General features: G+C 52.5%; 27 protein-coding genes. 14 read left to right on the top strand and 13 right to left on the bottom strand.

Translation table 11 applies throughout. The features are described 5' to 3' along the window. Positions 1-50: 50 nt before the first annotated feature. From flgA to AC6I4B_RS00335, 5 genes are all read left to right on the top strand, one after another. Positions 51-842 carry a flagellar basal body P-ring formation chaperone FlgA gene (gene flgA / locus AC6I4B_RS00355; protein WP_497768651.1) on the top strand — a complete coding sequence of 264 codons (792 nt, stop codon included), beginning with the start codon at positions 51-53 and terminating at the stop codon, positions 840-842. A 131-nt stretch (positions 843-973) separates the two neighbouring features. Continuing rightward, the gene (gene flgM, locus AC6I4B_RS00350) at positions 974-1,246 is read left to right on the top strand and encodes a flagellar biosynthesis anti-sigma factor FlgM (RefSeq protein WP_497768649.1); all 273 of its coding nucleotides are present in this window, start codon (positions 974-976) and stop codon (positions 1,244-1,246) included. Between the two features lie 3 nt (positions 1,247-1,249). After that, on the top strand, positions 1,250-1,687 hold the full coding sequence (locus AC6I4B_RS00345) for a flagellar protein FlgN (protein ID WP_497768647.1): 438 nt from the start codon (positions 1,250-1,252) through the stop codon (positions 1,685-1,687). A gap of 147 nt (positions 1,688-1,834) precedes the next feature. Beyond that, entirely contained in the window at positions 1,835-2,497 is a 663-nt protein-coding gene (locus AC6I4B_RS00340; RefSeq protein ID WP_497768646.1) for a hypothetical protein, read from the top strand. Then, a complete protein-coding gene (locus AC6I4B_RS00335; protein ID WP_497768644.1) occupies positions 2,494-3,138 on the top strand; it encodes a glycosyltransferase family 32 protein in 645 nt (214 codons plus the stop codon). Before AC6I4B_RS00340 ends, AC6I4B_RS00335 begins: the two co-directional genes overlap by 4 nt. 59 nt (positions 3,139-3,197) lie before the next feature. On the opposite strand, the gene AC6I4B_RS00330 is transcribed toward AC6I4B_RS00335, so the two are convergent. The 11 genes from AC6I4B_RS00330 to AC6I4B_RS00280 all read right to left on the bottom strand — a co-directional run bounded on the left by AC6I4B_RS00330 (position 3,198) and on the right by AC6I4B_RS00280 (position 15,795). Further along, positions 3,198-5,261: a glycosyltransferase family 9 protein gene (locus AC6I4B_RS00330; RefSeq protein ID WP_497768643.1), complete on the bottom strand. Its 2,064-nt coding sequence runs from the start codon at positions 5,259-5,261 to the stop codon at positions 3,198-3,200. Between the two features lie 112 nt (positions 5,262-5,373). Further along, the gene (locus AC6I4B_RS00325; protein WP_497768641.1) at positions 5,374-6,621 is read right to left on the bottom strand and encodes a methyltransferase domain-containing protein; all 1,248 of its coding nucleotides are present in this window, start codon (positions 6,619-6,621) and stop codon (positions 5,374-5,376) included. 124 nt (positions 6,622-6,745) lie between these two features. After that, positions 6,746-7,690: a hypothetical protein gene (locus AC6I4B_RS00320; RefSeq protein WP_497768639.1), complete on the bottom strand. Its 945-nt coding sequence runs from the start codon at positions 7,688-7,690 to the stop codon at positions 6,746-6,748. Between the two features lie 33 nt (positions 7,691-7,723). After that, positions 7,724-9,145 carry a glycosyltransferase family 2 protein gene (locus AC6I4B_RS00315; protein WP_497768637.1) on the bottom strand — a complete coding sequence of 474 codons (1,422 nt, stop codon included), beginning with the start codon at positions 9,143-9,145 and terminating at the stop codon, positions 7,724-7,726. 5 nt (positions 9,146-9,150) lie between these two features. Then, a complete protein-coding gene (gene fliJ / locus AC6I4B_RS00310) occupies positions 9,151-9,597 on the bottom strand; it encodes a flagellar export protein FliJ (RefSeq protein ID WP_497768636.1) in 447 nt (148 codons plus the stop codon). A gap of 6 nt (positions 9,598-9,603) precedes the next feature. Then, positions 9,604-10,923: a flagellar protein export ATPase FliI gene (fliI, locus tag AC6I4B_RS00305; RefSeq protein WP_497768634.1), complete on the bottom strand. Its 1,320-nt coding sequence runs from the start codon at positions 10,921-10,923 to the stop codon at positions 9,604-9,606. Next, positions 10,910-11,668: a flagellar assembly protein FliH gene (gene fliH / locus AC6I4B_RS00300; protein WP_497768633.1), complete on the bottom strand. Its 759-nt coding sequence runs from the start codon at positions 11,666-11,668 to the stop codon at positions 10,910-10,912. The genes fliI and fliH overlap by 14 nt, the downstream gene beginning before the upstream one ends. A gap of 2 nt (positions 11,669-11,670) precedes the next feature. Continuing rightward, positions 11,671-12,696, bottom strand: a complete 1,026-nt coding sequence (locus tag AC6I4B_RS00295; RefSeq protein WP_497768631.1) for a flagellar motor switch protein FliG — start codon at positions 12,694-12,696, stop codon at positions 11,671-11,673. Continuing rightward, the gene (gene fliF, locus AC6I4B_RS00290) at positions 12,668-14,365 is read right to left on the bottom strand and encodes a flagellar basal-body MS-ring/collar protein FliF (protein ID WP_497768629.1); all 1,698 of its coding nucleotides are present in this window, start codon (positions 14,363-14,365) and stop codon (positions 12,668-12,670) included. The genes AC6I4B_RS00295 and fliF overlap by 29 nt, the downstream gene beginning before the upstream one ends. Positions 14,366-14,375: 10 nt before the next feature. Continuing rightward, entirely contained in the window at positions 14,376-14,744 is a 369-nt protein-coding gene (fliE, locus tag AC6I4B_RS00285) for a flagellar hook-basal body complex protein FliE (RefSeq protein WP_497768628.1), read from the bottom strand. 19 nt (positions 14,745-14,763) lie between these two features. Further along, positions 14,764-15,795 (bottom strand): sigma-54 interaction domain-containing protein, encoded by a 1,032-nt coding sequence (locus AC6I4B_RS00280; protein ID WP_497768626.1) that lies wholly within the window; start codon positions 15,793-15,795, stop codon positions 14,764-14,766. Positions 15,796-16,312: 517 nt separating this feature from the next. Here AC6I4B_RS00280 and AC6I4B_RS00275 point away from each other — a divergent pair. Genes AC6I4B_RS00275 through AC6I4B_RS00245 form a run of 7 tightly spaced genes read left to right on the top strand, consistent with a single transcriptional unit; the run spans position 16,313 to position 22,611 of the window. Continuing rightward, positions 16,313-17,197, top strand: coding sequence for a FliM/FliN family flagellar motor C-terminal domain-containing protein (locus AC6I4B_RS00275; RefSeq protein ID WP_497768625.1), 885 nt, complete (start codon positions 16,313-16,315; stop codon positions 17,195-17,197). Beyond that, positions 17,190-17,588 (top strand): flagellar motor switch protein FliN, encoded by a 399-nt coding sequence (fliN, locus tag AC6I4B_RS00270; protein ID WP_052285031.1) that lies wholly within the window; start codon positions 17,190-17,192, stop codon positions 17,586-17,588. The genes AC6I4B_RS00275 and fliN overlap by 8 nt, the downstream gene beginning before the upstream one ends. Beyond that, complete coding sequence (fliP, locus tag AC6I4B_RS00265) at positions 17,585-18,340, top strand: flagellar type III secretion system pore protein FliP (RefSeq protein ID WP_497768623.1); 756 nt, start codon at positions 17,585-17,587, stop codon at positions 18,338-18,340. The genes fliN and fliP overlap by 4 nt, the downstream gene beginning before the upstream one ends. A 2-nt stretch (positions 18,341-18,342) precedes the next feature. Beyond that, complete coding sequence (gene fliQ, locus AC6I4B_RS00260; RefSeq protein ID WP_497768621.1) at positions 18,343-18,615, top strand: flagellar biosynthesis protein FliQ; 273 nt, start codon at positions 18,343-18,345, stop codon at positions 18,613-18,615. A gap of 6 nt (positions 18,616-18,621) precedes the next feature. Continuing rightward, positions 18,622-19,395: a flagellar biosynthetic protein FliR gene (gene fliR, locus AC6I4B_RS00255; RefSeq protein ID WP_497768620.1), complete on the top strand. Its 774-nt coding sequence runs from the start codon at positions 18,622-18,624 to the stop codon at positions 19,393-19,395. Further along, on the top strand, positions 19,395-20,528 hold the full coding sequence (gene flhB, locus AC6I4B_RS00250; RefSeq protein ID WP_497768618.1) for a flagellar biosynthesis protein FlhB: 1,134 nt from the start codon (positions 19,395-19,397) through the stop codon (positions 20,526-20,528). Before fliR ends, flhB begins: the two co-directional genes overlap by 1 nt. After that, the gene (locus AC6I4B_RS00245; RefSeq protein WP_497768617.1) at positions 20,515-22,611 is read left to right on the top strand and encodes a flagellar biosynthesis protein FlhA; all 2,097 of its coding nucleotides are present in this window, start codon (positions 20,515-20,517) and stop codon (positions 22,609-22,611) included. Before flhB ends, AC6I4B_RS00245 begins: the two co-directional genes overlap by 14 nt. 125 nt (positions 22,612-22,736) lie before the next feature. On the opposite strand, the gene AC6I4B_RS00240 is transcribed toward AC6I4B_RS00245, so the two are convergent. Continuing rightward, a complete protein-coding gene (locus tag AC6I4B_RS00240) occupies positions 22,737-23,690 on the bottom strand; it encodes a lysozyme inhibitor LprI family protein (protein ID WP_497768616.1) in 954 nt (317 codons plus the stop codon). 205 nt (positions 23,691-23,895) lie between these two features. Here AC6I4B_RS00240 and AC6I4B_RS00235 point away from each other — a divergent pair, with 205 nt between their 5' ends. Then, positions 23,896-24,153, top strand: coding sequence for a hypothetical protein (locus AC6I4B_RS00235; RefSeq protein WP_497768614.1), 258 nt, complete (start codon positions 23,896-23,898; stop codon positions 24,151-24,153). A 114-nt stretch (positions 24,154-24,267) separates the two neighbouring features. Here the strand turns inward: AC6I4B_RS00235 and AC6I4B_RS00230 are convergent, their stop codons facing one another. After that, entirely contained in the window at positions 24,268-24,924 is a 657-nt protein-coding gene (locus tag AC6I4B_RS00230) for a TetR/AcrR family transcriptional regulator (protein ID WP_497768613.1), read from the bottom strand. A gap of 76 nt (positions 24,925-25,000) precedes the next feature. Here AC6I4B_RS00230 and AC6I4B_RS00225 point away from each other — a divergent pair, with 76 nt between their 5' ends. Beyond that, on the top strand, positions 25,001-26,503 hold the full coding sequence (locus tag AC6I4B_RS00225) for an MDR family MFS transporter (protein WP_497768611.1): 1,503 nt from the start codon (positions 25,001-25,003) through the stop codon (positions 26,501-26,503). The last annotated feature ends 183 nt before the right edge of the window (positions 26,504-26,686 follow it).

Raw genomic sequence — 26,686 nt, 5'->3', positions numbered from 1 at the left:
GCATGATCTGCGAATTTATATAGCAATATTCATGCCAGGATTTTAACTCCATGATTTATAATGTTTTTGTCCAATTCTTTAGCGCCAGGGTGAAAGGGTATTTCCGCTTCCTCTGTGGGTTTTTCCTGCTCACGCTGTGCAGTACGCCACTGCTGTCTGCGTATGCCGCAGGCCCCGCAACCGCCCGCAAACAAATCTATGTCGCCGTGCAGCTTCATGCGGCAGATATCATTCGCCAGGAAGCCAAGCGTCGCCATTGGCCTGAATATCAGGCGAAGATGAACCTGTTTGTGCCAGCAGAAGCGTCGCAATACGCGGCCTGCCACCAGGAACCGGCGGTATCGCTTTCCAGCGGCGATCGTCTGGATATCAATCGCCTGCGTTTTGATGTTCGCTGCGATGGCGCGAACGGCTGGGATGTGGCCGTCACCGTTAAACCGGATATTTATCTGCCGGTAGTGGTCGCCAGCAGCACGCTGGAACGCGGCCAGGTTATTTCCGCCGACAACCTCACGCTGAAAAAACTCAACGTCAGCAGCACGCGTGGCGATTACCTGACACAGCCGGACGATGTCATGGGAATGACGGTCAAACGCCGTATCCGCGACCGGCAGCCCATCACCTTAAATCAGCTAGAGTCACCGACGTTGGTAGAACGGGGGCAACGCGTGCTGATGGTCGCCGAGCAAAATGGCGTCGAAGCCCGCACTATGGGTGAGGCGATGAAAAAAGGCCGGAAAGGGGAAATCATCAAAGTGAAAAATGAGAGCAGTGGTCGCATCGTCAGCGCCGTCGTCGCAGATATCGGCGTGGTGAATATGGTGTATGCCAGTGGCAAGTAAAAATCTTTCGTCGTCGTTTAAGTTGCCCTCATCTCGGGTCGCTCTTTACTCACAAGGGCATAGGAAGTCGGTCTTCCGCATGGCAAGGTTCATACGCAACCACAACTAAATATGAGAACGAGGGCGAAGCGATGAAAGTAACAGCAACACAGTACAATTTGACTACCGCGATTAATAAAGCCAGCAGCGCGGAGCAAACCCGAACTGTCGCACAAGAAGGCAACACCGTAGCGCGCAGTGCAGCAATCGACCCAGTTCTGGGCGATGCGCAAACGCAACTGAGCGCCCTGCCGGAAGTCGATATGGCGCGCGTCGCCGAAATGAAAGACGCTATCAGCAGCGGCAAAATTGCCGTCAACCTAGACTCGCTCACTGATGCGATGCAGAAGTATTTCCAGAGGTAATATATGAGTAACGCCGCCCAGCGCGTTAAAACCCTGATTCAGGATATGGCTGAAGATCGTAAACACTACCATACCCTGGCGACACTCCTTGAAAAGCAGCGTCACCACATCGTTGCCCGCGATGCGGCGGCGCTGGACACGCTGAACGTGCAGGTTATGGCACTGTATCAGCAGTTGTCGCAGAGCAGCCAACAGCGCTACCAGCTTCTCAACCAGTTGGGTATCGACGCCAATTCCGAAGGCATGAAAACTCTCATCGCTCGCCTGCCGGAAGCTCACCAGCCTACTGTCTCCGCCCTGTGGCAAGCGCTTCAGCAACAGGCGTCAGACTGCCAAACCGCCAACGAATACAACGGCGCACTGCTGAGTATGCAGCAAGAAATCCTGAATAATGTGTTGAATACCAGCCAGCCAGAGAATTGGTTGTATCAGCAGGGATGATACAACCCCTGACAAAATAAGCCCGTCAGAGGCTAGAGCCATCTTATCCCGGTTGTACCGCCCACTACGCACAAGCAGGCGACGAATAAAAATGAATAATCCCAATGTGTTATCGCTTATGCATTCCGACTGTGGGGGGCGCTGCGAATGAGTATTGACTGGGAGGTGTTCGATAAGATCATCTACATCAACCTCAAAGAACGTCACGACCGTAAACAGAGTATCGAAAAAGAGCTTCATTCTCTCGGGGTTCCTGGCCAAAAAATTTACCGTCTTGACGCCAGACGCCATCTTCTCGGTGAAATCGGTCGTGCGCAATCGCACCTACAGGCGATGGAAACCGCCATTATCGAGAACTGGGGCCACGTCCTGATTCTGGAAGATGACATGGCATTCCAAAAAGATGCTGACTCGCTAGAACGCCTGAATGGCTTCCTGAAAACGCTCAAGAGCGTCAACTGGCATTGCGCGCTGTTAAGCGCCAGGTATCGCAAAGTCATCACGCTCAAAAGCACTAACCGCATTGTAAAACCGCTAGACGCATTATCCACCTGTGCGTATGCCGTGCATGCTGATTACCGCGCCATGCTTCGCGAGTGTTTTGCCGCTGCGGTGGAAAGGTTGCGCAAAGGGGGGGAAGAAGACCAACACGCTATCGATATCGCCTGGTTGCCTTTAATGCAAAATCACAGCTGGATTGGTATGTATCCCGTCGCGGGGCATCAGACGCCAGGGAGATCCGATATCAAAGGGGATGTGGTGGATTATACAGAGCATTTCTATAAAGAGTTGGCGGCGATTGCACAATGAGAATACCCAAGATAATCCATATCGTTTGGATTGGTGACGAAACCAAGACCCCGCGTCGGATGATTGATACCTGGAAGAAGCAAAACCCGTCCTGGAAGGTCGTCGTCTGGAACAACGCTGCGCTAAAGAAAACTAAATGGATCAACCAGAAACACATTAATGCAATGATCGGTGCCGGTCGGATGTGCGGCGCGGCTGATATCATGCGCTACGAGATCCTCTTTCACCACGGCGGCTTTGCGGTAGATGCTGACAGCGTGTGCACTCGCCCACTCGAAGACTGGCTTTTCGATAGCCAGGTCTGCGCCAGCATGGAAAACGAGATGGTGCGCCCAGGACTGATAGCCAACGGATATCTGGCATCAGAACCGCGATCGGCGCTGATGGCTGAACTGATAATGAAACTGACAGAAAAGCAGACCGTCACCGACGACCTGCCGTGGATTGTCACCGGCCCGCAATATCTGACCAACACCGTGAGAGCGTTGGGATACGCCAATATGACCTATTGGCCAAGCCATTACTTCATCCCCGAGCATTTCACCGGACAAAAATATGTCGGTCGCGGCCATACCTTCGCACACCAGCTATGGGGCACGACAAGAGACATCAATGATTCATTGGAAAAAATCGTTCCTTGAGTCGCATGTAACCCCTCTCTGAGAATCGGCCCTGCCACAATGCCAGGGCCAGCCTTCTTTCACGAACCTGCGTGTCGCTCAATAAAGTGTTCTGACGCTAAAAATTGTGTCACCTCACGATAAAAATCATCAGCGGCATACCCGTTCATACAAGAATAGCGTTTGTTATTTGGGCACCATGCATCAAATGTTTCGCCAGACTGGAGAGTGTACGAACTGGCGCAATGCTTGTATTTACATGAGCGATCGATAGCCAGTGCATTCCAGCCCTGGATACCGTGTCGATATGGCAAACGATACGTCCCAGGCACGACAGAATACAACGCGCAAATCGCAATATTGGTGGCGGCGGCTAACGCGACAGGGCCTGAATCACAGGCAACAAGGAGAGAGGCTTGCGTCATTAAATAGACTGTCTCGGCCATCGTGAACTTATCAATCGCATTGAAAACTCGGCTGTTTTCAATCTCCACCGCTTTCTTGTGCGAGTAGAAATTGCTATTGCTGCCAATAAGAACAACCGACCAGCCATCTGCTATGAATTTCTCGACAAGTTCCGCCCATGACGCCTGAGGCCAGGTGCGGTTAGGGACGCCAACATTGGGATGAATCAGTACAATCTTATTCGTCAGGCCGTTTTGTTGCAGGAAGTTATCAACCTTTGTTTTATCCAGATTATCCAAAGAGAGAACGATCTCTTTACGATAATTGCTGACCTCTTTATGCCCTAAAGACAGCAAAAATGAGTCAATCTGGTGTCTTTTATCAAGAATATGCTGAACATGGCTTGGCAGATGGAAATGCCCCAAAACGCGAGCCATATAAATATCTTCGCTCTGCGCAGCGCTCAGTGAGTGCTGATCCCACAGTTCATCAACCCACGGGCATAATGATAACAAGGGATGATACGCCTTCGGCACAATACAGATAAACGGGCCAGAGAGTTTGTCTCTCAAAGCATTTAATGCGCCAGCAGCAAAAAGTACGTCACCCATCGATTCGGCAAGCAGAAAAATATGTTTCGTCACCGATGAGCACGCGGCGCGCTGCTGTGCCTCATTAATAAATGAAAAGGCCATTTTGTTGGCATTATCAACATTAACATACTTTATTAATTGACTATTTTCAGGGGTATTCTCATGCTCATGGAAATATATCTTCTTGATGTTTTCCTGCTGACTGGAGAACAGATTCAGTGAGCAGAAACCATAAACATTCGCCGCAGCGATACCCGCGTAACGCAACACTTCAAGCGTGATCGTCTCAGGTAAGCAAATAATATTCGCATGGTGGCTACCGCTGCTTGCCAGCGTACCGCGATAATTCATCAAGAACACGAACTCGTAGCCTGCCTGCTGGATATCATCCAGAAGACAAGCGTCCTTTGCTGCTGGGCCTAGCGGGTGTTCTAGCCCATCATCAACAAAAAACAGTGTTTTTTGAGTATCGTTAATCTCACGGATGGTGTTGATAATACCCATATCCGCCCCCTGAATAGACAGGGCTACATTGACCTTATCCTCGTCGTGATTATCCAGAATCTCACTCAAATAATGGAAATGCGGCACAGAGAAAAACCGGTTATTCTTGTTTTTGTAAAAATCACAGCAAAAATATTGTGTACTAACAAGATTGTTTAACAAGTAATTATAAACAATATTCCAGTCATCTGATTCTGTCGTGAGTTTGTTTTTAAGTCGCGTAGCATATCGCTGCCAGTCAAGCCCCTCCGCCAATAACTTATTAAACTCCTGACGACAAATAACATCCTCAAACGAGGTTTCATAAAGAAACAGCGAAAAGGTTAGCCCCGCATGAATTCGCGACTGAAATGCTTTCAGTAGCGGGAAGTTTATCGCCGCAGAATAGCTAATGGCTGAGTGTAATCGGATTGCCGTAGCGTTAATTTTAGTGGCAAAATTAGCAATCGCATTGATCCACTCGGCGGTTATCGCCTCGGGGAAATCAAACACCATGACATTTTTATTCGTCGGTGGGTTAGGGTATTTTCTTTTGATAAAAAAAAGTGAGACATCATTCTCTTGTGTATTTTTCACATAATCTACAATCGGGTACAAAAGATAAGAGCTATCACCCTGAATATATATATTTAAAATCGTCAAAAAACACATCCTCTTTATAACAAAGAAATACTAACCCAACTGACCTTAACTTGTTATGTTCAAAGCCATCATGGCAATGGCTTTGAAAAATATCACTGTCAAAAACCTATCATCACGCCCGTTTTCTTAAGATAATTTCAATGCCACTTTCGGCAAACGGCGTTCTGGTCTGGTCCGTGCGCGGCAGATTCGGTAAATAACTGGCATTTAATAATTCAATTTTCTGAATTTCAACATCACCGGTTATTTTGCCCAGTAGTTCCAGAACATTGATAGAGACAGGCGACCAACTTTCTTTCTTGCTGATAGTAAACGTATGCTTATGATCATAATTGAACGTCGATGGCCATACGCCTTGCTCATACATATCTTCATCTGGAATCGTGAGCACCATAAAACCATTCGGCTTCAAAACCCTAAGCCAGTTATTTAGCGCGATTTCTGGGTTAACCATATGTTCGAGACAATGGGCAGAGTACACAAAATCAAACGCGTTATCGGGGACATTATGCAGGAACTGTGCATCTCCCTGTGGCATATCATAAAGTGTCACCGCTTTAATCAGCGGGAACAGCGACTGGTAAACACCAATGCTGTCATTACCGCCACCGATATCCAACCCATAGCCGACCAGCCAGCGGTTAGAGAAACGCGCATCCTGCAAACGGCGGTTAAGTGACATTGAGGTCGTGCCAGGGACTCCGGTTGTTAAGGAGAATTGTGCCGTCGGGTCGCCAGGGAAAATATAAGGGACCAGAGTATTTTGCCCCCACGCTTTTGGCCACAAAACAGCATAGCCTGTATCATGCGGCAGCAAATAAATATCATGCGTGGCACTGAAGCCATTTAATAAATCAATAAACTGTTGCTTACTGGCAAAAGCATTTTCAGCGACATCACCCATCGCCCCGGCATAAACCTGTAACTCATCAAGATATATTCGGCAATCATCAATGATTATCACACTGTTATCACATTGACCTTGTAACAAGGCTAATTCATCCAACAGTGGCAGCTTGGTATTGTTTTCCCACTTGGTGCTTTTATATTCTTCAAATCCAAAATCAGCCCCTGGATAATGGGCGTCGAGGAAAATTAAGCAACGCTGCTCTGCTAATGCAGAGGTGACTACATCAGATTTTATAAAATCGATGCTATTGGCTAGCGCCACAGAAATTTGATCATTCTGGACCGCGTCTTTATGCAACGGCGGATAGATCTCGCAGGAGAGTGCTTTAGTAAAACCGTAGGCTGCTGCCGCTTTGCACGACACACCTTTACCATAACCGGTTTCAATAAAATGTGTTACCCCATAATTGGAGACTAAAATATTCACCGGAAAGCGAACGATGTTTCCCATGCGATTAATTCCTCTTGTATTTTTATAGTCAGCAAATAACTGACCCTATTTCTGGATCGCCAATGCGGATCGCAGGAGAAAAAATACCGCCAGTAACAGCGGTATTTTCCAGAACAAAAAATAATTACAGTAATGACAACCCGCACAGCAGGCTGTAATCCGCAGCGCGGCCTGCCTCTGCGGCAAACGGGTGCTGTAGCTCCCAGCCACACAGCGCGCTAATCAGTAGCGCCACGTCGTCCTGAGTCAGCGCGCCCTGCTCGGCGCGAATAGCGCACAGCATTTTGATGTGGAAGAACTGACGCGCCAGTTTCAGCAGTGCTTCACCGTAGTTTTCGCAATTTACACCAGGGAAAATATCGCTATACAGCTTATAAATCAGCATATTGCGCAGCGTATACGGCTGTTCTTCATTAAAGAACGTCACCCCAGCCCACGTCGACTCCAGCGCGTGTAAACGCTCGGCCAGGCGAGCAGGTTGCATAATTGACAGCTCGCTCAGCTTCAGCGCCATCCCCATTTTTTCGACCATCGGCAGGTTCAGATTAAGACGCATCGCGCCCATCTCTTTTAAGGCCGCCAGGCGGTTTTCCACGATCGGCGGCAGCATGGCAAACTGCTGTTCCAGCACGCCCTGTTCAGCCAGCGCCGACAGTTGTTCGCTCATGGCCACCAGTAACGCCGGATCGGTTTCGCCGTTATCCAGGTGCTGTTGCGCTTTGCTCAGCAGTACGCCAATGGCATAAATGCTCACTTCCAGCGGCAGCGCCGGATGTACCGCCAGGTTGATGCACTGTTGGTTCAGCACTTCGCTCCACGCAGGCAGCATCTCTTTGCTCTGCGGCGCGGCCTGTTCGATATGCAAAATAAAGGCTTCAGGGTTAAACAGCATCTCTTTCGCTGCCGTTTCACAGCCGATATCCAGGCTCTCGCGCTGTTGGTTTTTCAGCTTCAGGCTGATGCGCGGCCATGTCTGTTCTGCGCTTTGGCACGCGGGGCAGGCACATGCGGTGTCTCGCGCATCAAAACGCGCAACAAATTCAGGTCGGTAATGTTCAATCAATTCCATGTCTGTTCTCTTTAGCCTGTCGCAGGCCTGCGATTAGCGATTTTTTCGGAAAAACCAGTGCGTGCAGTCGATAAGCTCGCCGTTTTTCGGGTTCGGGTAGGTTTGTAAGAAGGCGAAACTGGGGCTAAAACCCAGCCACAGCGCGTTCATACGCATCAGTGCCGTCCAGCAACGGTCGAGGCTGGCATCCTGTTCGATGGCCTGGCGATAAGCATCCAGCAGCACGTCGTAATAGTTGGCGTTCACGGCGTAAGCACACCCACAACCGGCGTTATGAATGCGAGCCACCCCTTGTAATGCCTGGGTTGGCGTAAATTTTTCGTAGCGTCCACCTAACAACAGCATCTGCCAGCCCACCTGGTCGAGGCCGTTAAGCAGCTTGTTGATGTTGTTGACGACGTTCTCTTTTTTGACAAAGCACAGCTCGGAGTCCAGCAGCAATACGTTCTGCCAGCCCTGTTGTTTCGCCTGCTCAACAACTAAAGAATGGGTGCGCAGTTCGCTGGCGAACACCGAATCATCCTCAAGTTTCGCCACCGGCCACAGTTGTCCGGCCTGCACGCCCAGCGCCAACAGCGCTTCACAGCGTGAGGCCAGCGTGGCTTCGTTTCGCGGGTCGTAGATGACGGCGATTTTTTCAAACACCGACCAGTTCACCTGCACGCTGAGCGGCGCATGGCTCAGGCGGCGGTAGTGCGCCAGCAGGTTGGCATCGCTCACAAAGTCTTCCAGCGTCAAGTCCACCGGCGTGGAGCTGTCGAGGATAAAGTCCTTGTCGTAGGTGTTGCTGCTGTGCGAAATGCACAAAATGGTCTGCTTCGGGTCAATCTGCTGGACTGGCGTGGTGTATCCCTTCAGAAACCCTTCTTCTTCCGCTTTCGTCGCATCATCGTCATAACGATGTTTTTTCAGCAGGTTACGGTGATAACCAAAAGTGCCGTTCAGCGCATGGCGCTCGCCGAATGGGTGGGTCAGATAGATTTTGTCCAGATGGCTGTACCAGATGTAAATCTGGTCGCTGCCGGAGAACAGGGCGTTGTTGACCTGCATCTCTGCCACCTGATGCGAGATTTTGTTCGGGGCGTAATAGTCATCGTCATCAAAACAGATGATGTATTCCCCGGTCGCCAGCTCATTGAGCCTATTGCGTTTTTGCCCCAGCACCAGCCGCTCCGGGCTATGGATATAGCGCACGTTCGGCTGTGCAGGGTCAACCATCATCTCGATAAGGTCAGCGTTGCTGTTTGGCGAGTCGTCGAGGATTATCAGCTCGCGTTTATCTGCCGGATAATCCTGGTACTGCCAGATGTACAGCAGGTACGGCAGAAACTCACGACGGTTATACGTCGGGCAAATGACGCTGACAAACGGGGTCGCTAATGGCTGCGCGCGCTTCTGGCGTTGCAAAAGCGCGGACATCAAAGAGGGCTGGGCTTTCTTTTTGCTGGTCGTCATAACATTTATCGTTGGCGAGCGGTGGCCTGCTGCTGGCGTAGCCAGCACTGGGCAGAGATCGAATCCGTCATTTTTTGCTCCCGGCGGTTCATTTCCATCCGGCGGTCGCTACGCTTGGCATCCAGCACCAGCTCCAGGCTTTTCTCACGTTTGGCTTCCGCCAGCAGGTTGCCCTGGATTTTTTTCGCTTCAAGGCTGGCTAAGGCCTGCTCTTGCTTCTGCCAGTCGATAACACGTTGAATATTGTGCTTATATTTAGACTGGTTGATCATCATCACCGCGCTATTAACGCGCTGCGTCGCCAGGCCAGAGGCCAGCGAGGTCAGTGCATCAATATTCTTCTCAAAGCGCTGGCAGACCTGCTTTTGCGAGGCCAGCTTCATGCTGAGGTCGTCCACGGCGCGGGTGCGCATAAGGTGAAGTTGTTCAAGTGTCGAAATGAGTTTGCTCATCGTGCATTACCCTGCTTGCGCCAGCGTGCGCAGATCGTTAATGGTGTCATCAATCAACGCCGCGTCCTGTACTTCCTGTTGTAAGAACTGGGTGATTGCCGGAGAAAGGCGCACGGCTCTATCGGCCAGCGGATCGGCTCCGGCGACATATCCACCCAATGGGATAAGCGGTTTAATACTCTGGTATTCGGCATACAACTGTTTGAGGGTACGCGCGGCAAGCTGGTGCTCACGCGCGGTCACCTGGCTCATACAACGGCTGATTGACTGGCCGATATCAATCGCCGGATAGTGCCCGGCCTCCGCCAGATGGCGAGACAGTACGATGTGACCATCCAGCACCGCACGCGCACAGTCAACGATCGGGTCTTGCTGGTCATCGCCTTCTGCCAGCACGGTGTAAATCGCCGTCATCGAGCCTTTGCTTTCGCTGTTGCCCGCACTCTCAACCAGCCGTGGGATCATGCTGAATGCCGACGGCGGATAGCCTTTGGTTGCCGGTGGTTCACCCAGCGAGAGGGCAATTTCACGTTGCGCCATCGCATAACGGGTTAATGAATCCACCAACAGCAGGACATCTTTGCCTTTGTCGCGGTAGTAGCTGGCGATGGTGTGGCACAGTTCGGTGGCCTTGATACGCATCAGCGGTGATTCATCCGCCGGAGCGGCAACAATCACCGATTTCGCCAATCCGGCAGACTGTAATGAGTTTTCGATAAACTCTTTCACTTCACGGCCACGTTCACCAATCAGCCCTACCACCACCACTTCGGCCTGGGTGTAGCGGGTGATCATCCCCAGCAGCACGCTTTTACCGACGCCACTGCCCGCCATCAGGCCGACACGTTGGCCTTTGCCGATGGTCAGCAGGCCGTTGATGGCACGCACGCCAACGTCCAGCGGCGCTTCAACCGGCTGACGTTTCAGCGGGTGAACCTGCGGTAACTGCTGCGGCAGCAGCGTGTCGCCGCCCAGCTTGCCTTTGTCGTCCAGCGGTTCACCGAGGCCGTTCACCACGCGCCCCAGCCACTGGTCGCCAATCATCACGCCTTCGCTTTTTCCGGCAGGAAAAACGCGCGCGCCAGCAATCAGCCCCGACGGCTGTTTGAAGGGCATCAGATAGGTCACTTCACGGTCGAAGCCAACCACCTGCGCTTCCATCATCTCTTGCTCAACGCTTTCGACATGGCACAGTTGGCCTACCGCCAGGCGGCAGCCCACGCACTCCAGCAAAATGCCGTTGACGCGCACCAGACGCCCGGCAACGCGCGCCAGGTCAATCTGTTCGATGGAGCGCAGCGCCTGTTCGAAATCAAGGTTGCTCATGCGCGTTTTCCGCCAGCAGGTTGTCTTTCAGTACCGCCACGCACTGGTCGAGGCGATGCTGACAGCCAACGTCCATTTCGGTGGTGTCGGTCACCACGCGGCATTCGCCCAGCTCCAGCGCAGGGTCGGCGGCAAGCCCCCATTCGCGGGCTTTTTCCGGCTCGGCTTCGCTGATGCGACGGAACTCTTCGCTGTTCAGCAATACGCGAATCTGCTCCGGCGGCTGCGGCAAGCTGGTCAGCGCTTCTTCCACCAGGGCCAGCAACTGCGTAGGATGCAGCGCCAACTCACAGCGGATCACCTGGCGAGTCACTTTCTCCACCAGTTGCATCAGCTCTTCGCGGCGGCGCTGTTCGTAGCTTTCCAGGAAACGTTGCACATCGGCTGTCACTTTCTCAAACGGCGCCGCCGCGTCGAGAAACTGCTGGCGAGCCTGCTGTTTACCTTCCTGTAGCCCTTTACGCATCCCTTCATCAAAGCCGAGGCGCGCCCCTTCCTGGTAGCCCTCTTCTTTACCTTCTTCCATCCCCTGCGCAAAGCCCTGGTTTACGCCTTCGCGGAAACCTTCTTGTAGCTGTTGCTGATACTCCGCCGGATCTGGCGCGGCAATCGCGTCATCTTCAGCCGGAGAATGGGGAGTCGCCCAGCGTTTACGTAACGGAGGAAATTTATGCAGCCGCGGTTTTACAACGCCCTGTCGGCGGGAGGTCAGCGACTCCAGCGGTATACTCCGTTTCTTAAACATACTTATTCCACCGTCTGCTCAGCGAACAGCTGCACCTGAATCTCGCCTTCGTCTACCAACTGGCGCAACGTCTGCATGATCTCTTTACGTACCTGTTCGATACGGCTCACCGGCAGCGGCCCCAAGCGCGTAGTGGTGCTTTGCAGCAGCGTCACCTGGCGCTTCGGCATGACGTCGAAAATAGCCTGACGCAGTACCGGCTCAGTGCCTTTCAGTGCAATCGCCCATTCGTCGATAGGGATTTCGTCCATAAGGCGCTGCAAGGTGACCTGCGACTGACGGCTGAGGATGAAGAATTCGTACATTTCGTCCTGCAACTCATCAACCACGCCTTCATCGCGTTCGCGAAGCTGATCCAGCAATTCCTGCTGGTTGCTCGGAATACGGTTGACGATGTTGGCGGCGTGTTTAATCCCCACCACTTTGGAACCGTGCTCAGACAGCACCGCGATACCACGGTCAATCAGTCGGTCCAGCTCGTCGATCACGTCGCGGTTGATGTCATCCAGACGCGCAATGCGGTAGATAATTTCATCCTGGCGTTCACCCGGCAGCACGCTCAGCACGCTGGCGGCGATGTCCGGCGGCAGGAACGCGAGGAACACCGCCTGTAGCTGCAAGTGTTCCTGGTCAATCAACGCCGCCAGTTGCGGGGTATCCACCCATTGCAGGCGCGCCATGCGATAGCGAATTTCATCGCCATAAATGCCGTTGATAACGCTACGCGCGATTTCGCCGCCCAGCGCTTTTTCCAGGATGCTGCGCAGATAAGAGCGCGATGCGCCGTTAATCCCACTCTGCTCTCTGTAGTCGGAGAAGAAGTTATTCATCGCCTGACGCGCCTGGTTGACTTTTACATCATGCAAACGCGCCATCGTTTCACTCAGCAGCACCACCTCTTCACGGTTGAGCTTCTGCATCACCTGCGCGGCAGCTTCATCGCCCACGCTCAGCAGCAGAATGGCCGCCTGCTCCAGGCGGGTACGGCTGTCAGAATTATTAGTCCTGCTTGCGGTTGCTTCGGTCATTGCTGTTAATCCATTGTTTCAGAACTTCCGCTACGCGCTCAGTCTCGTTCTGGGCCAGAACCTGGAGGTACTCCACTTTCGTTTCCAGACCGGAACTCTGCGGCGGCAGCATGTCATCATTAGTGTTAAAGCCGATGTTCGGCAGCGCAGACAGCGTATCTTCCTTCTCGGTCGTTTCAGCGGTCAGCAGATCTTGTTCTTCCGGCTCAGCCTCATTCACCACACGTTCACGACGGCCAAAGCGTTGAGCCAGCGGGCGTACACCAAACAGCAGCGTCAACAGTGCCAGCAGGCCAATGCCGCCATTCTGTCCCCAGTACTGCATGTCCGGGTCTTTCCACCATTGTTGCGGCAGAATGCCGTCATTCGTTGTCGGTACGCTAAAGGCCAGCACATCCAGCGTCAGCGCATCACCGCGCTGCTTATCAATACCGGCGGCGCTTTCCACCAGACGGGTAATCGACGCCAGTTGTTCTGGGGTGATTTTCTCCAGCGCCGGGGCGCTCTGGTTCAGTGCCACCGCCACGTTCAGCTTCTCCAGTTTGTAGCCCGGATGGCGGATATGGCGGATGTCACGGTCAAAGGCGTATTTACGCTGCGACTGGCTACGCGTGGTGAGCGCGCGTGGGTCGCTGGTGTTGTTGTTCGCAGCAGTGGCTGGTGCATTCGCCGCCGCAGGGGTTCCGGCGGCCTGCGCTGCCGCGCCCTGTGGGTTCTGATTTACCGGTCGGTTGCTCAGTGAGCCAGGAATACCAAACGCCATTTCATTGGTGGTATTTTCCTGGCTGAGCTGTTCATCGCTGACCAACGGATCTTTACCCAGCCGCTCCTGCGTCTCTTCAACGCGGCTTAAATCCACGGTAGGCGCAACGCTGATGCGATAGTTACCGGCGCCGACCAGAGAGGTCAGCAGCGTGGAGATGTTTTTGTTGGTGTCTTCGCGGATGCGCTGCATCGCGTCATCGCCCAGACGTTTACCCGACATGCTGCCGTCCGCCCCAGCGATGCCATCAGAGAGCAGGTTGCCCGCCTGATCGACCACGCGAACGCTGTTCGCGGTCATTCCTGGGATAGAACCGGAAACCAACTGCACGATAGACGCCACTTGCTGTTCATCAAGCTGTTTGCCGTAGCGCAGTTGCACTACCACCGATGCGCTGCTGTTCGGTTTGTTGGTCAGGACGAAAGAGCTGGACTCGCTCAGCCCCAGGTGAACGCGCGCGCTTTCAACCGGGTCTAACGCCATAATGCTTTTCGCCAGCTCACCTTCCAGGCTGCGCTTGTAGCGCACGTTCTGGATGAACTGGCTGCTGCCCAGCATCTCTTCTTTATCCATCAGCTCGTAGCCGTCTGGCGTGGCAGCGCTGATGCCTTTTGCCGCCAGCGCCATACGCGCCCGCGACAGTTTGTCTTCATTAACCAGCACCTGACCGTTGTCCGGGTTGATGCGGTAGGCGATATTTTCTGCGCCCAGCACTTCAACTACCTGGCCGACGGGGACTTGTTCCTGTGCGCCATATAGCGCAACGTAGCCTTGGTTGCGGTTCCACAACGAGGCTACGATAGCGAGTGCGAGTATGCCGCCGCCCACAATCGCCAGTATTTTGGGATTATTGACGCCGGCGGGTAACGAGAGAGCAGGGAGACGATCTTTGATTTTGTTTAACACGGTACAGACCTTACAGCGAAATATTCATCACTTCGTCCAGCGCGCTGTTGAGCTTATTGCGCACCTGCATCATGGCCGAAAAGGCCACGCTGGCTTTCTGGCTCTCAATCATTGCGCCGGCTAAATCGTCGCTCTGACCCATCTCAATGGCGGTCTGCTTTGCACCGGCGCTATGCTGCAACGCATCAACATTGTCGATAGCGTTGTTAAGCACGCGGGAGAAAGAGACTGAACCCGTTTCATTAAATGCGCTGTTTGCTGGCGCGATAGTCTGTGAAGCGTTAACCGAACCGGCAGAGGCCAACGAGGCCGTCTGCTGCATACGATTGAGCATCGCCTGTTGCGCGGTGTTCATACCTGCGGCAGTTATTTTGTCCATCAATTCTTCCTTCCTGGCCTCAGGAATAACATTCAATATCAATGCCTTCGTCGCGCATTGACGCAAGGCGGTAACGCAGTGCTCGCGGCGTAATCCCTAAAAATTCCGCCGTCTTAGATTTGTTGCCTTTATGGCGTTTTAACAGGTCGATGATGTACTGGTATTCCGCCAGGCGACCATGCAGCTTCACGTCGCGAATCGCCAGGTTGCCCGCATCTTGTTCGCGGTAGGCTGGCATCATGCCAACGGCTGGGCTTTCTGGCAGCGGCACGCGGGCCACCAAGCCAAAGTCAGCGGCTTTAATTTCGTCACCGTTTCCGAGGATCATGCCCCGCTGGATAACGTTCTCCAGCTCACGCACGTTGCCCGGCCAGTCATAGCCAAGCAGCGCGGTGCGGGCATCATCGCTCAGGCGAACATCACCTTTATGGAATGAGCGGTATTTGGCGATGAAACGCTGTACCAACGGCAAAATATCTTGCTTACGCTCACGCAGCGGCGTGATGTGAATCGGCACCACGGAAATACGGTAGAACAGATCCTGACGGAAACGTCCTTCCGCAATTTCTTGCTGCAAATCTTTATTAGTAGAAGCGATCAGTCGAATATCCAGCGGAATACGTTTATGGCTTCCCAGACGTTCAACTTCTTGTTCTTGTAATACGCGTAATAATTTCGCCTGCAATGATAAAGGCATATCGCCAATTTCATCGAGTAACAGCGTTCCGCCATTTGCCTGCTCAAATTTACCTGCCACGCTTGCTACTGCGCCGGTAAATGCGCCTTTCTCGTAACCAAATAAAACCGCTTCCAGCATACTTTCTGGAATAGCCGCACAGTTCACCCCTACATAAGGAGCATCGCTGCCACAGGCATGTTCGTGAATATATTTGGCGACACATTCCTTACCGGTTCCAGTTTCACCAGTAACCAATACTGAAACATTATATTTAGCAACGCGGCGGGCCAATGAAATCACGCCCACGCTGGCAGGGGAAACAGCTACAAAGCCATCGCCATTACGGTCTTCACGTTCAATGATAATGTTCATTTTGGAGTACCAGTAAAAAAAGGACTAAAAGGAAAATGTGTTACGTCTTTATTAGACACCCGATAAAAAGCACCTTCTACATGGAGGATTAAAGGTGTTTTTATAATGTTAATAAAAATTAAAAGCTACGATATTGTCACAGGAAGTTTCGCTTCCCTGAAAATATGTTGCCTAGTATACCCAGCGGGCAATAATTGTCTCATTTTTAATGGATATTAAAACATTAATTCATATAAATCACGCACTTAGCGAAGTTATTAATCTGCAGGCAGGCGGAAAAATAATGGATTAATAACTCTCTACCACTTGCAATAAAATGGCCGGAAAGGTCTAATCCACAGTCTGAATAAAAGGGTGTTTGAATTTTTGTTTGTCGAAGATTCTTCGATGTTGATGTAAAGCGTCACAACCTTTCCAAAACTCAAATACTTTCAGAAAATTTTTTTCGTGAGCGTTATCACTATTGAAACGACCACGTTATTGTTCCACTAGCCATTACTATCGAACTGGAATCATTATGTACCCTGCTTCACATCGAATCAGAATCCATCAGCAGGATAATCTTCCGGAGCTGGTGAAACTTGACGTCAGCAAACTAGGACGTCCGTGGCATAAGTTGCCAAAACTTATGAACGATAGCTTTGACATTCTTGACGCGCGCCTGAGCATCTATTTCTTAAAGAAGCTCCGTGTTAACGCCGCGTTAGAATCTATGACTTTTGCTATCGACCAGCATTATAAGAATACGCAGATATTCTCAACGCCTTATGGGAATATTGCTTTTGTTATCGACCGAATTTTATTGCTGAATATTCTTCATGACTATTATGGCCTGAGCAAAGACAGTAATCATATTGAACCTGATGAGTCGATGCCGATCACCAAAACCGAAGAACGTCTGAAAAGTAAATTAGGTCAGGAATTAACTTCCCTGGTCATTTGCAAAGAAACGTTTGGTGAAGAACTGGATATTAAAGTGGATCACTCCACCGTTATTAACCAGTGGGCGTGGTGTATTACTTTTACTCTTGAAGGGTATAGCCACGGCAGCTTTAGCGTATTACTCGATAACCGCCACGTTGACCAAATGTTGGCAGCGTTGCGTACGCCGGATGCCAATGAGCGCGCCGTTGAAAAAAGCGTGACCTTAAGCCCTGGGCAAATTGAACGCCTGTTCGATAGCCTGCCGCTGAAGCTCAATGGCCGCCTCGCTAGCCTGAATTTAACCGTCGCGCAGGTTGCCGACATTAAACCAGGGGACATTATCCCTATCGCGATTAACGAGCCTTTGCCGGTATTTATCGGTAAAGAACAGATTTTTGAAGCCGCTATCGCCGAAGATCGCAGCAAGCTTTTCTTGTGCGATATCCATGACAAGACAACCGAGAAGCAATATGAGTGATTTGCAACATGAGCTGAGCCAGTCCCTGGATCTGGACGACCTGAACCTCAGCGATATGACACAGGACGAAACCGTTGAAGGCAATATCCGCCTCGATTTACAGCCAGAGACGCGTAACGCACCGCTGACCGACGTGCGTCGTATGGCGCTGTTTAGCCGTATTCCTGTGACGCTAACGCTGGAAGTTTCCTCGGTGAATATCTCACTGGCTGAGCTGATGGCGGTGAACAGCGACTCGGTGATTGAGCTGGATAAAATGGCCGGTGAACCGCTGGATATTAAAGTGAACGGCATTGCATTCGGGAAAGCAGAAGTGGTGGTACTGAACGACAAATACGGTCTGCGCATCATCGAATTTAACGCCAAAGAACTGGGCGAGTTAACCCGATGAACCGCTCGCTCTGCCGCAGCGGCGTCACGCTGCTGCTCTTCATCGGCCTGCTGTTCGCCCAGCCTGTACTGGCGGCGAACGGCGACATCACTATCTTTAGCGCAACGGCTAACGGCGCAGGTCAGGATTACAACGTCAAAATTGAAATCCTGATTCTGATGACGCTGCTTGGCCTGTTGCCAATCATGATGCTGATGATGACCTGCTTCACCCGCTTTATCATCGTGCTGGCAATTTTACGCCAGGCATTGGGTTTGCAACAAAGTCCGCCCAATAAAATCCTGACCGGGATTGCGCTGGCGCTGACGCTGTTGGTGATGCGCCCGGTATGGACGACGATTTACGCCGATGCCGTAGAGCCATTCCAGAACGACCAAATTACTCTGAAACAAGCGCTGGTTAACGCCGAAGCGCCGCTGAAGAAGTACATGCTGGCGCAAACCAATAACAAAGCGATGTCGCAGATTATGACTATCGCCGGTATCGAAGGTGACGCCCGCGATCAGGACTTAACCATCGTGACCCCAGCCTACCTGCTGAGCGAGCTGAAAACCGCGTTCCAGATTGGCTTTATGATTTACATCCCGTTCCTGGTTATCGACCTGATTGTCGCCAGTATCCTGATGGCAATGGGGATGATGATGCTGTCGCCGCTGATTGTCTCGCTGCCGTTTAAGCTCATGCTGTTTGTGCTGTGCGATGGCTGGACGCTGATTGTCGGTACGCTCACCGCCAGCGTGCAAGGATTATAGCGATGATGAATATGGACACCGCTGGCGACATCATGGCATCCGGGATTCACCTGGTGCTGTTGATTTCCGCCGTGGCGATTATCCCCAGCCTGTTGGTCGGCCTGTGCGTCAGTATTTTCCAGGCCACCACGCAGATTAACGAACAGACGCTGAGCTTTTTGCCGCGTCTGGTGGTCACGCTTGGCGTGTTGATTTTCGCCGGAAAGTGGATGCTGACGCAGTTGGTGGATTTTACCATCCATCTCTTTCAGCAGGCGGCGGCGCTGGTCGGTTAAGCCACAATGGGAATCGATATCCAGGCGCTGTTGACGCCAATGATGGCCGTGGTGCTGCCCTTCTTCCGCATTCTCGCCTTCTTACAGTTTGTGCCGGTGCTGGATAACCGCGTCTTTTCACGACGCATCAAAATCGGTACGGCGATGGCGCTGGCTATCATCATCACGCCGATGCTGCCTAATAATGTGGTGCTCAACGAGCTGATATCTTTTCGCACGATTATGCTGATTGGCGAACAGATCCTGTGGGGATTTCTCTTCGCCACGGCGCTGCAACTGGTGTTTGTCGCGCTGCAAACCGCAGGCCATATCTTATCGATGAACATGGGTCTGGGGATGGCAATGATGAACGACCCGGTCAACGGTAGCTCGACCACGGTTATCTCACAGATTATCTACGTTTTTTGCGCCCTGCTGTTTTTCATTATGGACGGGCATTTGCTGCTGGTGACCATTCTGTTTAAGGGCTTCACCTACTGGCCGATTGGCCAGGCGATTAACCAACCGACGCTGGAGCTGATTGGTCAGGGGCTGGGCTGGATTATGGCTTCCGCCACGCTGATTGCGCTGCCGACAACGTTCGTGATGCTGATTGTGCAGGGTGGCTTTGGCCTGCTTAACCGCGTTTCCCCCACGCTGAACCTGTTTTCGCTCGGTTTTCCTATCAGCATGCTGTTTGGCCTGCTGTGTATTTCGATGCTGGTCACCAACATTCCTGACCATTACATCAATCTGACCAATGAAATTCTGGCGAAACTCGACGCCATAAGGGTGCAGTAATGTCCTCCGGCGGAGATAAAAGCGAAAAACCCACATCCGGGAAACTGCGCAAAGCGCGGGAAAAGGGGGATATCCCCCGATCAAAAGATTTAACTATGGCCGTGGGTCTGGTCGCCTCTTTTTTCACGATGGCGACCTTTTTGCCCTATTACCGCCAGTTGATTGGTGAATCCTTCGCGGCGGTAGGCGAGATGGCAAAGGATTTGGATAACCCCAACATCCTCAACCAGTTTTTGATGCTCAACCTGTGGGTGCTGCTGCGTTTTATCGCCACCCTGGTGCCGATTCCGATCGCCTGTATTGTTGCAAGCCTGGTGCCCGGTGGCTGGATTTTTACGCCCAACAAGCTGAAGCCAGACTTTAAAAAGCTCAGCCCAATCAGTGGCGTAAAGCGTATGTTTTCTGCCAGCCACTACACCGAAGTGGGCAAGATGTTGCTGAAGTGCGCCACCATCCTCGTGGTGCTGTACAACATGGTGCACGACGAAATGGACAACCTGCTGTACCTGCAACGGCTGTATCTGGGGCAGGCGATTATGCACGGGTTTGGCATTTTTCATCACGTTGTCAGCTATTTCGTTGCTGTTATCGTCATTTTCGCCCTGCTGGATGTGCCGCTGAGCAAATTTATGTTCACCAAAAAAATGCGCATGACCAAGCAAGAGGTGAAAGAAGAGCACAAAAACAACGACGGTAACCCGCAAATCAAAGGCCGTATTCGCCAGCTACAACGCCAGATGGCAATGGGACAAATCTCCCGCACCGTGCCAGAAGCAGACGTCATTATCACCAACCCGACGCACTACGCCGTGGCGTTGAAGTACGACCCGCAAAAAGCAGAAGCGCCGTATATCGTCGCCAAAGGGATCGATGACGTGGCGCTGTGGATCCGTGAAGTCGGTGCGAATCACAACGTCGAAGTGGTCGAGTTCCCGCCGCTGGCGCGTGCGGTTTACTACACCACTCGGGTGAATCAACAAATTCCGGCGCAGCTGTTTCGCGCTATCGCTCACGTGCTGACGTATGTCATGCAGTTGAAATCCTGGCGTGAAGGCCGGGCTGAGCAAAAACCCCGCCTGAACAGGCAAATAGACATTCCTAAAGAGGTATTAAAAGCGAATGGCGAACAGTAAGATGCAAAACGCACTGAGCGTACTCCGCAAGGGGCAAATCGCCGTGCCTATCCTGCTTCTCTGCGTGCTGGCAATGGTTATTCTACCGTTGTCGCCGCTGATGCTGGATATCCTGTTTACGTTCAACATCGTGCTGGCGGTGATCGTACTGCTGGTCGCGGTGAATATGCAGCGTCCACTGGACTTTGCTGTCTTCCCGACCCTGTTGCTGATAACCACCCTGATGCGTTTGACGTTGAACGTCGCCTCAACGCGTGTGGTATTGCTGAAAGGCCACGAAGGGGAAGGCGCGGCTGGTAAGGTCATCGAAGCCTTTGGTCAGGTGGTGATTGGCGGCGACTTCGTCGTCGGCTTCGTGGTGTTTATCATCCTGATGATCATCAACTTTGTGGTGGTCACCAAAGGTGCGGAGCGTATTTCCGAAGTTTCCGCGCGCTTTACGTTGGATGCATTGCCAGGCAAACAGATGGCTATCGATGCCGACCTGAACGCCGGGCTTATCAACCAGCAACAGGCGCGAACCCGTCGTCAGGAAGTGGCAAAAGAGGCTGACTTCTACGGTGCGATGGATGGTGCGTCGAAGTTTGTGCGTGGTGATGCCGTCGCCGGGATCATGGTGCTTATCATCAACGTGATAGGCGGTATCTGTATCGGTATTTTCAAATACGATCTGGATGCCAGCCACGCGTTCCGTCAGTACGTTCTGCTGACCATCGGTGATGGTCTGGTCGCACAGATCCCATCCCTGCTGCTGGCAACCGCCGCCGCTATCATCGTGACCCGCGTCAGCGAGGGCAACGACGTTAGTGATGAAATCAAAACGCAGTTGCTCTCTAAGCCAAAGGTTTTGTATACCGCTGCGTTCGTGATGTTCATCCTTGCGATTGTTCCAGGGATGCCGCACATCGCCTTCCTGAGCTTTACCGCCCTGCTGCTGTTTGCCGCCTGGCGACAAAGCAAAGCGGTACAGCCTGCGCCGCAAGAAACGGACATGGAGGCCATCAACGACGCGTTGGCGCCAGAAACCAACCCCGCGATTACCTGGGACAGCATTCCGCTGGTTGAGCCGATTGGCCTGAACCTCGGTTATAAACTGGTGACGATGGTTGATGAAGCCAAAGGTAGCCCGTTGTCGCTGCGCGTACGCGGGGTGCGACAGGTTATCTCAGAGCTTTGCGGCGTGCTGCTGCCGGAGATTCGCATTCGCGAGAACTTCCGCCTCAAGCCCGCGCAGTATGCGATACACATCAACGGTATTCGTACCGCGCTGGGGGAGGTAAATGCGGAAAAGCTGATGGCGATTCCGGGTACTGAACTGTACGGCGAAATTGACGGCGTGCTGGACACCGATCCGGCCTACGGCATGGCTATCGTGTGGATTGACCCAGAACAGAAGGCCAAAGCGCTCAATCTTGGCTATCAGGTGGTGGACTGCGCCAGCGTAGTGGCAACTCACGTCAACAAAGTGGCGCGCGAGCACCTGCCGGATTTGTTCAACTACGATGATATTACGCACCTGCACGCCCGCCTGGCGCTTCAGGCGCCGAAGCTGGCGGAAGATTTAAATGCCGCGCTCAACTTCACTCAGTTACTGCGCGTGTACCGCCAACTGCTGCTGGAGCAAGTGTCGCTAAAAGATATTGTCACGATTGCCTCCACACTGCTGGAAAGCTCGGCGGTCACTAAAGATCCGGTGCTGCTGACCTCTGACGTGCGCTATGCGCTGCGCCGCGCAATTGTGCATAACATCAACGGCGACAGGCCACAGCTTGCGGCGTACACCATTGATAACCAGCTTGAAAACATGCTGCTGGGCGCGCTGAGCCAAGCGCAACAGGCGGGTAAAGTGGCGCTCGACAGCTTCCCGGTTGACCCGAACATTCTGACGCAACTGCAAAACACCATGCCGATGATTTACGAGCAAATGAAGGCCAAGAGCCTGCCGCCGCTGCTGCTGGTGACGCCACAGCTACGCCCGGTTATCTCGCGTTATGGCCGCCTGTTTGCCAGCGGGCTGCATGTGCTTTCGTACAATGAAGTGCCGGACGATGCCGACCTGAACGTGGTGGGAACACTGGCGTAAGGGATAATGCCGGATGGCGCGATGCTTATCCGGCCTACAATAGCGCGTGGCGGGTAGGCCGGATAAGCGAAGCACCATCCGGCAACCCTTCTTCACCAGCCTAACCGCCCGATTCCGGGCGTTTTTTATTGGTCGAGATAACGCAATTTCCAGCCCGCCAGGGTGCGTGGCATTTTGGTCACATCATTACCCTGAGTGCTGAAATACGAGAACCGAAGTTTACCGGACGCGTCCGGTTCAACGCGCGCCGCCCAGATATTATTGGCGGTATACATAATAATAGCCGTGCGGCTATTCGCCGCGCCACGTACCCACATCGACACCACGGTCGCACCAACATTATCGATATCATCTTGATAGATATAAATATTCGCGGTATCGACAAACTTTTGATAATCCTCTCCCACCAACGTGCGGAAGCGGTCATCCATCGCCTGATTAGCAAAAATAGCCAGCGACTGTAGCGTGGCTTTTGGTCGTGGATCGACATCAGATTTCAAATAACGGCCATCAATAAATGCCCCGTTCGGCATCGACAAACGGCAGCCAAAATCGGCGTTGCTGTATACCTGAATCGCCCCACTTTTACGCGGAATAAACAACACTTTGCAGTATTTGCTATCGACCATATTATCAATCAGCACCATGCCGTTGAGCTTGCGTGCCTCGGCGGTAAATTCATCTTTATTCAGCCCCGCCCAAATGCGGATATCGGCAGTAATTGACCAATCTGCGCTATGGCTGAACTGCACCACGCCGCCGCTCATATTGGCGGCGCTGGTATTCCACCAGCGGCCTTCCCAGTCAAACCCCGGCTGGGCTTCAGCAATTTTGCTGATCCCCGAATAATAAGCGCGTTCAATACATTCGGCTGACGAACAGCCTTCCAGCGATTTTTCCCACGTTTCGTATTCTTTATGCACTTGCCCTGAGTCGCGGCGTACCAGCATCGCGCGATAGACGCTCGACATGGTGTCATCCAGCCAGTTCAGGTTGTCATTGCTGCAAATGGTATTTTCGAGCGGCGTGGCAGCGCGCTGACAATCCACCGCGAAGGCGCTGGCTGACGCAAATGCCATAATAATTATCAATGAATTAATAAGACGCTTAATCATTCAGGGTGCTTTTTGACCAGTAAAGTGGCCTCATTCTGGCTAAAACGAATTTTTATTGCAATAAAATCGCTTTAATTTATTCACCAATCAAATAATTAATCGGCGTTTAAGTTGTAGCGGAATATTGCCGCTTGTTCATGATGTGTGTTCATTTTTGGATTATCACGTTATGAAGATAGATAGTAGCAATTACACGCTTTCGGTACTTTCTTCGTTCTCCTCCAAAGAAAATACCGAACGTAAACCGCTTGGGATTATTCGCACCAGTGGCCAGTACAGCCCTCAGGGCGGTAGCTGGCAGCTCTCTGGTAACACCGTTTCCGCCGTCATCAGCGTACGCAGGGGTGACGTTATGCCTTATTATCAAGGCAAACCCGCATCATGGGCGTTAATTGAATATGATGTAAATCAGGAGATGGAGATCTGATATTTAACCGACTCGTCACTAAATTGGCTTTATTTTTATAACCTGCTGTAACCAACGCGGTGAGAATACTTCCGCTCACCGCATATTGATAAAATTCATATTTGCGAATTATCCTCAGGCGGATATTGGCCCAATTCCCTGCAATAACACCGCCAGCGCATGATCGACAATGCGTTCCGACGTCAGCATCGCCAACCGTTCATCGTTGCGCATCCGAGAAAAAGGAACCAGCACCAGGCTTAACAGCGTGGTGATCAACAGTTCCGGCGTCAGGTACGGGTTAATTTTGCCCTCGGCCTGCCAATGCGCCACCCTTTCCAGCATGGCTTGATAACGGTCATCACCAAAACGGATGTGCATATGCTGGCGCAACACGGGCATTTCACCAATCACTTCCTGCATCCATAACGGCGCAAACCACGCGTGTTGAGCGGCAACGTTCGCCAACGCCTTAACCATTTCGCGCAGCGCCATCACCGGATCATCCGGGTACTCGCTAAACACACCGCCAATTTTTGTGCGTAGCGGTAAAAAACGCTCCTCAATCATCACGTCGAGCAATTGCTCACGTGAATTGAAGTAGTAGTGCAGCATCGCGGGCGTGACGCCAGCCTCTTTCGCGATAGCATTCAATGAAGTACGGGCAATACCCTGCTGGGAGAACAGCCGCAGCGCAATATCCATCAGCAATTCGCGGCTGGCGGCATTGGGCTTGCTGCCGCGCGGGCGGCCTGGTTTACGCGGTATACAATGATCTTTTCGTGCTGGCATAGGAGGGGGATCTCTTGACCTAAGGGCGATCTTTCATAAATATTAATTATGCATTTAATTAATTTCAAGTGAGAATATGATGGCGTCTACGACGACAAACCCGCAGCCCGGCGCAACCTCCTTACGCCTGCTGTTCAGCGCACTGCTGTTGGTGATGCTGCTCTCCGCGCTTGACCAGACCATTGTCTCTACCGCGCTGCCGACTATCGTCGGTGAACTGGGCGGCCTCGACAAACTGTCGTGGGTCGTCACGGCCTATATTCTCACCTCCACTATCGTGGTGCCTTTGTACGGCAAGTTCGGCGATTTGTTTGGTCGTAAACGCGTTTTGCAAATCGCCATTGTGCTGTTTTTACTTGGCTCCGCGCTGTGCGGGCTGGCGCAAAACATGACGCAACTGGTGCTAATGCGCGCGCTGCAAGGGCTGGGCGGCGGCGGGCTGATGGTGATCAGCATGGCGGCAGTTGCCGATGTCATTCCTCCCGCCGAGCGTGGGCGCTATCAGGGGCTGTTCGGCGCGGTATTTGGCCTCGCGACCGTCATTGGCCCGTTGATCGGCGGTTTTATTGTGCAGCACGCTTCATGGCGATGGATTTTCTATATCAACCTGCCACTGGGGCTGTTTGCGCTGTTTGTTATTGGCGCAGTATTCCGCTCCAGCAACAAACGCAGCCAGCATGAAATTGACTGGCTGGGGGCGATATACCTGACGATGGCGCTGGTGTGCATCATTTTGTTCACCACCGAAGGCGGTACGGTGCGCGAGTGGAGCGACCCGCAGCTATGGTGCATTCTGGCGTTTGGCCTGGTGGGTATCGCCGGATTTATCTATGAGGAGCGGCGGGCTCGGGAGCCGATTATTCCGCTGTCGCTGTTCCGTAATCGCAGTTTCCTGTTGTGCAGCCTGATTGGTTTTATCATCGGGATGTCGCTGTTCGGTTCGGTGACGTTTCTGCCGTTGTATCTGCAAGTGGTGAAAAGCGCCACGCCGACGCAGGCGGGGCTTCAGTTGATTCCTCTGATGGGCGGGCTGTTGCTGACGTCGATTTTGAGCGGTCGGGCCATTAGCCGTAGCGGTAAATATCGCATCTACCCTATTGTTGGCACGCTGATGGGGTTTATCGGGATGGTGTTGCTCACTCGCATTACCCTGACGTCACCTACCTGGCAGCTATATTTGTTTACCGGCGTGTTGGGGATGGGGCTAGGGATGGTGATGCAGGTGCTGGTGCTGGCGGTGCAAAACAGCGTGGACGCGAAGCTGTACGGTGTGGCGACGTCAGGGGTTACGCTGTTCCGCTCCATTGGCGGTTCTATCGGCGTGGCGCTGTTTGGCGCGGTGTTTACGTCGGTGCTGCAATCCCGTCTGACCAGGCTGTTGCCGGTAGGAGGAACGTTGCCACGAGGGATGAATCCGGTGGCGATTCACCAGCTTCCCGAGGTGATTCGCACCGATTATCTCACCGCGTTCGGGGCCGCTATCCATGCGGCGTTTATGATGGCGGCGGCAATTATGGTGCTGGCGTTTGTGCTGTCGTGGCTGTTAAAAGAAGCGCCGCTGAAGACTCGGCACGAATAACCCCTGCCGGATGGCGCTTCGCTTATCCGGCCTACCACACAACCCCACCGCGCATCCGGCAACTGACTATCTCGCGGTCTGAAAAAGCCCGCGTAAAATTCACCATAGTAATAAAATATTCCAACAACATTTCCGCGACACCCCAGCAATACCCATAACTTCGTATTCTTCACAAAAGACTAA

It is taken from the genome of Kluyvera fluvialis (genome assembly GCF_059725275.1).
The sequence above is the reverse complement of the archived record's forward strand: the minus strand, read 5'-3'. Positions and strand labels throughout refer to the sequence as shown.

Bases quoted from the DNA above. Each gene is read 5' to 3' on its own strand.
- fliJ (WP_497768636.1), bottom strand. From the start codon at position 9,597: ATGAGCAAACTCATTTCGACACTTGAACAACTTCACCTTATGCGCACC.
- AC6I4B_RS00230 (WP_497768613.1), bottom strand. From the start codon at position 24,924: ATGCCAGCACGAAAAGATCATTGTATACCGCGTAAACCAGGCCGCCCG.
- fliQ (WP_497768621.1), top strand. From the start codon at position 18,343: ATGATGAATATGGACACCGCTGGCGACATCATGGCATCCGGGATTCAC.
- fliP (WP_497768623.1), top strand. From the start codon at position 17,585: ATGAACCGCTCGCTCTGCCGCAGCGGCGTCACGCTGCTGCTCTTCATC.
- fliR (WP_497768620.1), top strand. From the start codon at position 18,622: ATGGGAATCGATATCCAGGCGCTGTTGACGCCAATGATGGCCGTGGTG.
- flgM (WP_497768649.1), top strand. From the start codon at position 974: ATGAAAGTAACAGCAACACAGTACAATTTGACTACCGCGATTAATAAA.
- AC6I4B_RS00275 (WP_497768625.1), top strand. From the start codon at position 16,313: ATGTACCCTGCTTCACATCGAATCAGAATCCATCAGCAGGATAATCTT.
- AC6I4B_RS00235 (WP_497768614.1), top strand. From the start codon at position 23,896: ATGAAGATAGATAGTAGCAATTACACGCTTTCGGTACTTTCTTCGTTC.
- AC6I4B_RS00340 (WP_497768646.1), top strand. From the start codon at position 1,835: ATGAGTATTGACTGGGAGGTGTTCGATAAGATCATCTACATCAACCTC.
- AC6I4B_RS00335 (WP_497768644.1), top strand. From the start codon at position 2,494: ATGAGAATACCCAAGATAATCCATATCGTTTGGATTGGTGACGAAACC.
- fliN (WP_052285031.1), top strand. From the start codon at position 17,190: ATGAGTGATTTGCAACATGAGCTGAGCCAGTCCCTGGATCTGGACGAC.
- flhB (WP_497768618.1), top strand. From the start codon at position 19,395: ATGTCCTCCGGCGGAGATAAAAGCGAAAAACCCACATCCGGGAAACTG.
- AC6I4B_RS00325 (WP_497768641.1), bottom strand. From the start codon at position 6,621: ATGGGAAACATCGTTCGCTTTCCGGTGAATATTTTAGTCTCCAATTAT.
- fliE (WP_497768628.1), bottom strand. From the start codon at position 14,744: ATGGACAAAATAACTGCCGCAGGTATGAACACCGCGCAACAGGCGATG.
- AC6I4B_RS00320 (WP_497768639.1), bottom strand. From the start codon at position 7,690: ATGGAATTGATTGAACATTACCGACCTGAATTTGTTGCGCGTTTTGAT.
- fliH (WP_497768633.1), bottom strand. From the start codon at position 11,668: ATGTTTAAGAAACGGAGTATACCGCTGGAGTCGCTGACCTCCCGCCGA.
- AC6I4B_RS00315 (WP_497768637.1), bottom strand. From the start codon at position 9,145: ATGACGACCAGCAAAAAGAAAGCCCAGCCCTCTTTGATGTCCGCGCTT.
- AC6I4B_RS00225 (WP_497768611.1), top strand. From the start codon at position 25,001: ATGATGGCGTCTACGACGACAAACCCGCAGCCCGGCGCAACCTCCTTA.
- AC6I4B_RS00240 (WP_497768616.1), bottom strand. From the start codon at position 23,690: ATGGCATTTGCGTCAGCCAGCGCCTTCGCGGTGGATTGTCAGCGCGCT.
- AC6I4B_RS00345 (WP_497768647.1), top strand. From the start codon at position 1,250: ATGAGTAACGCCGCCCAGCGCGTTAAAACCCTGATTCAGGATATGGCT.
- fliI (WP_497768634.1), bottom strand. From the start codon at position 10,923: ATGAGCAACCTTGATTTCGAACAGGCGCTGCGCTCCATCGAACAGATT.
- AC6I4B_RS00295 (WP_497768631.1), bottom strand. From the start codon at position 12,696: ATGACCGAAGCAACCGCAAGCAGGACTAATAATTCTGACAGCCGTACC.
- AC6I4B_RS00245 (WP_497768617.1), top strand. From the start codon at position 20,515: ATGGCGAACAGTAAGATGCAAAACGCACTGAGCGTACTCCGCAAGGGG.
- flgA (WP_497768651.1), top strand. From the start codon at position 51: ATGATTTATAATGTTTTTGTCCAATTCTTTAGCGCCAGGGTGAAAGGG.
- AC6I4B_RS00280 (WP_497768626.1), bottom strand. From the start codon at position 15,795: ATGAACATTATCATTGAACGTGAAGACCGTAATGGCGATGGCTTTGTA.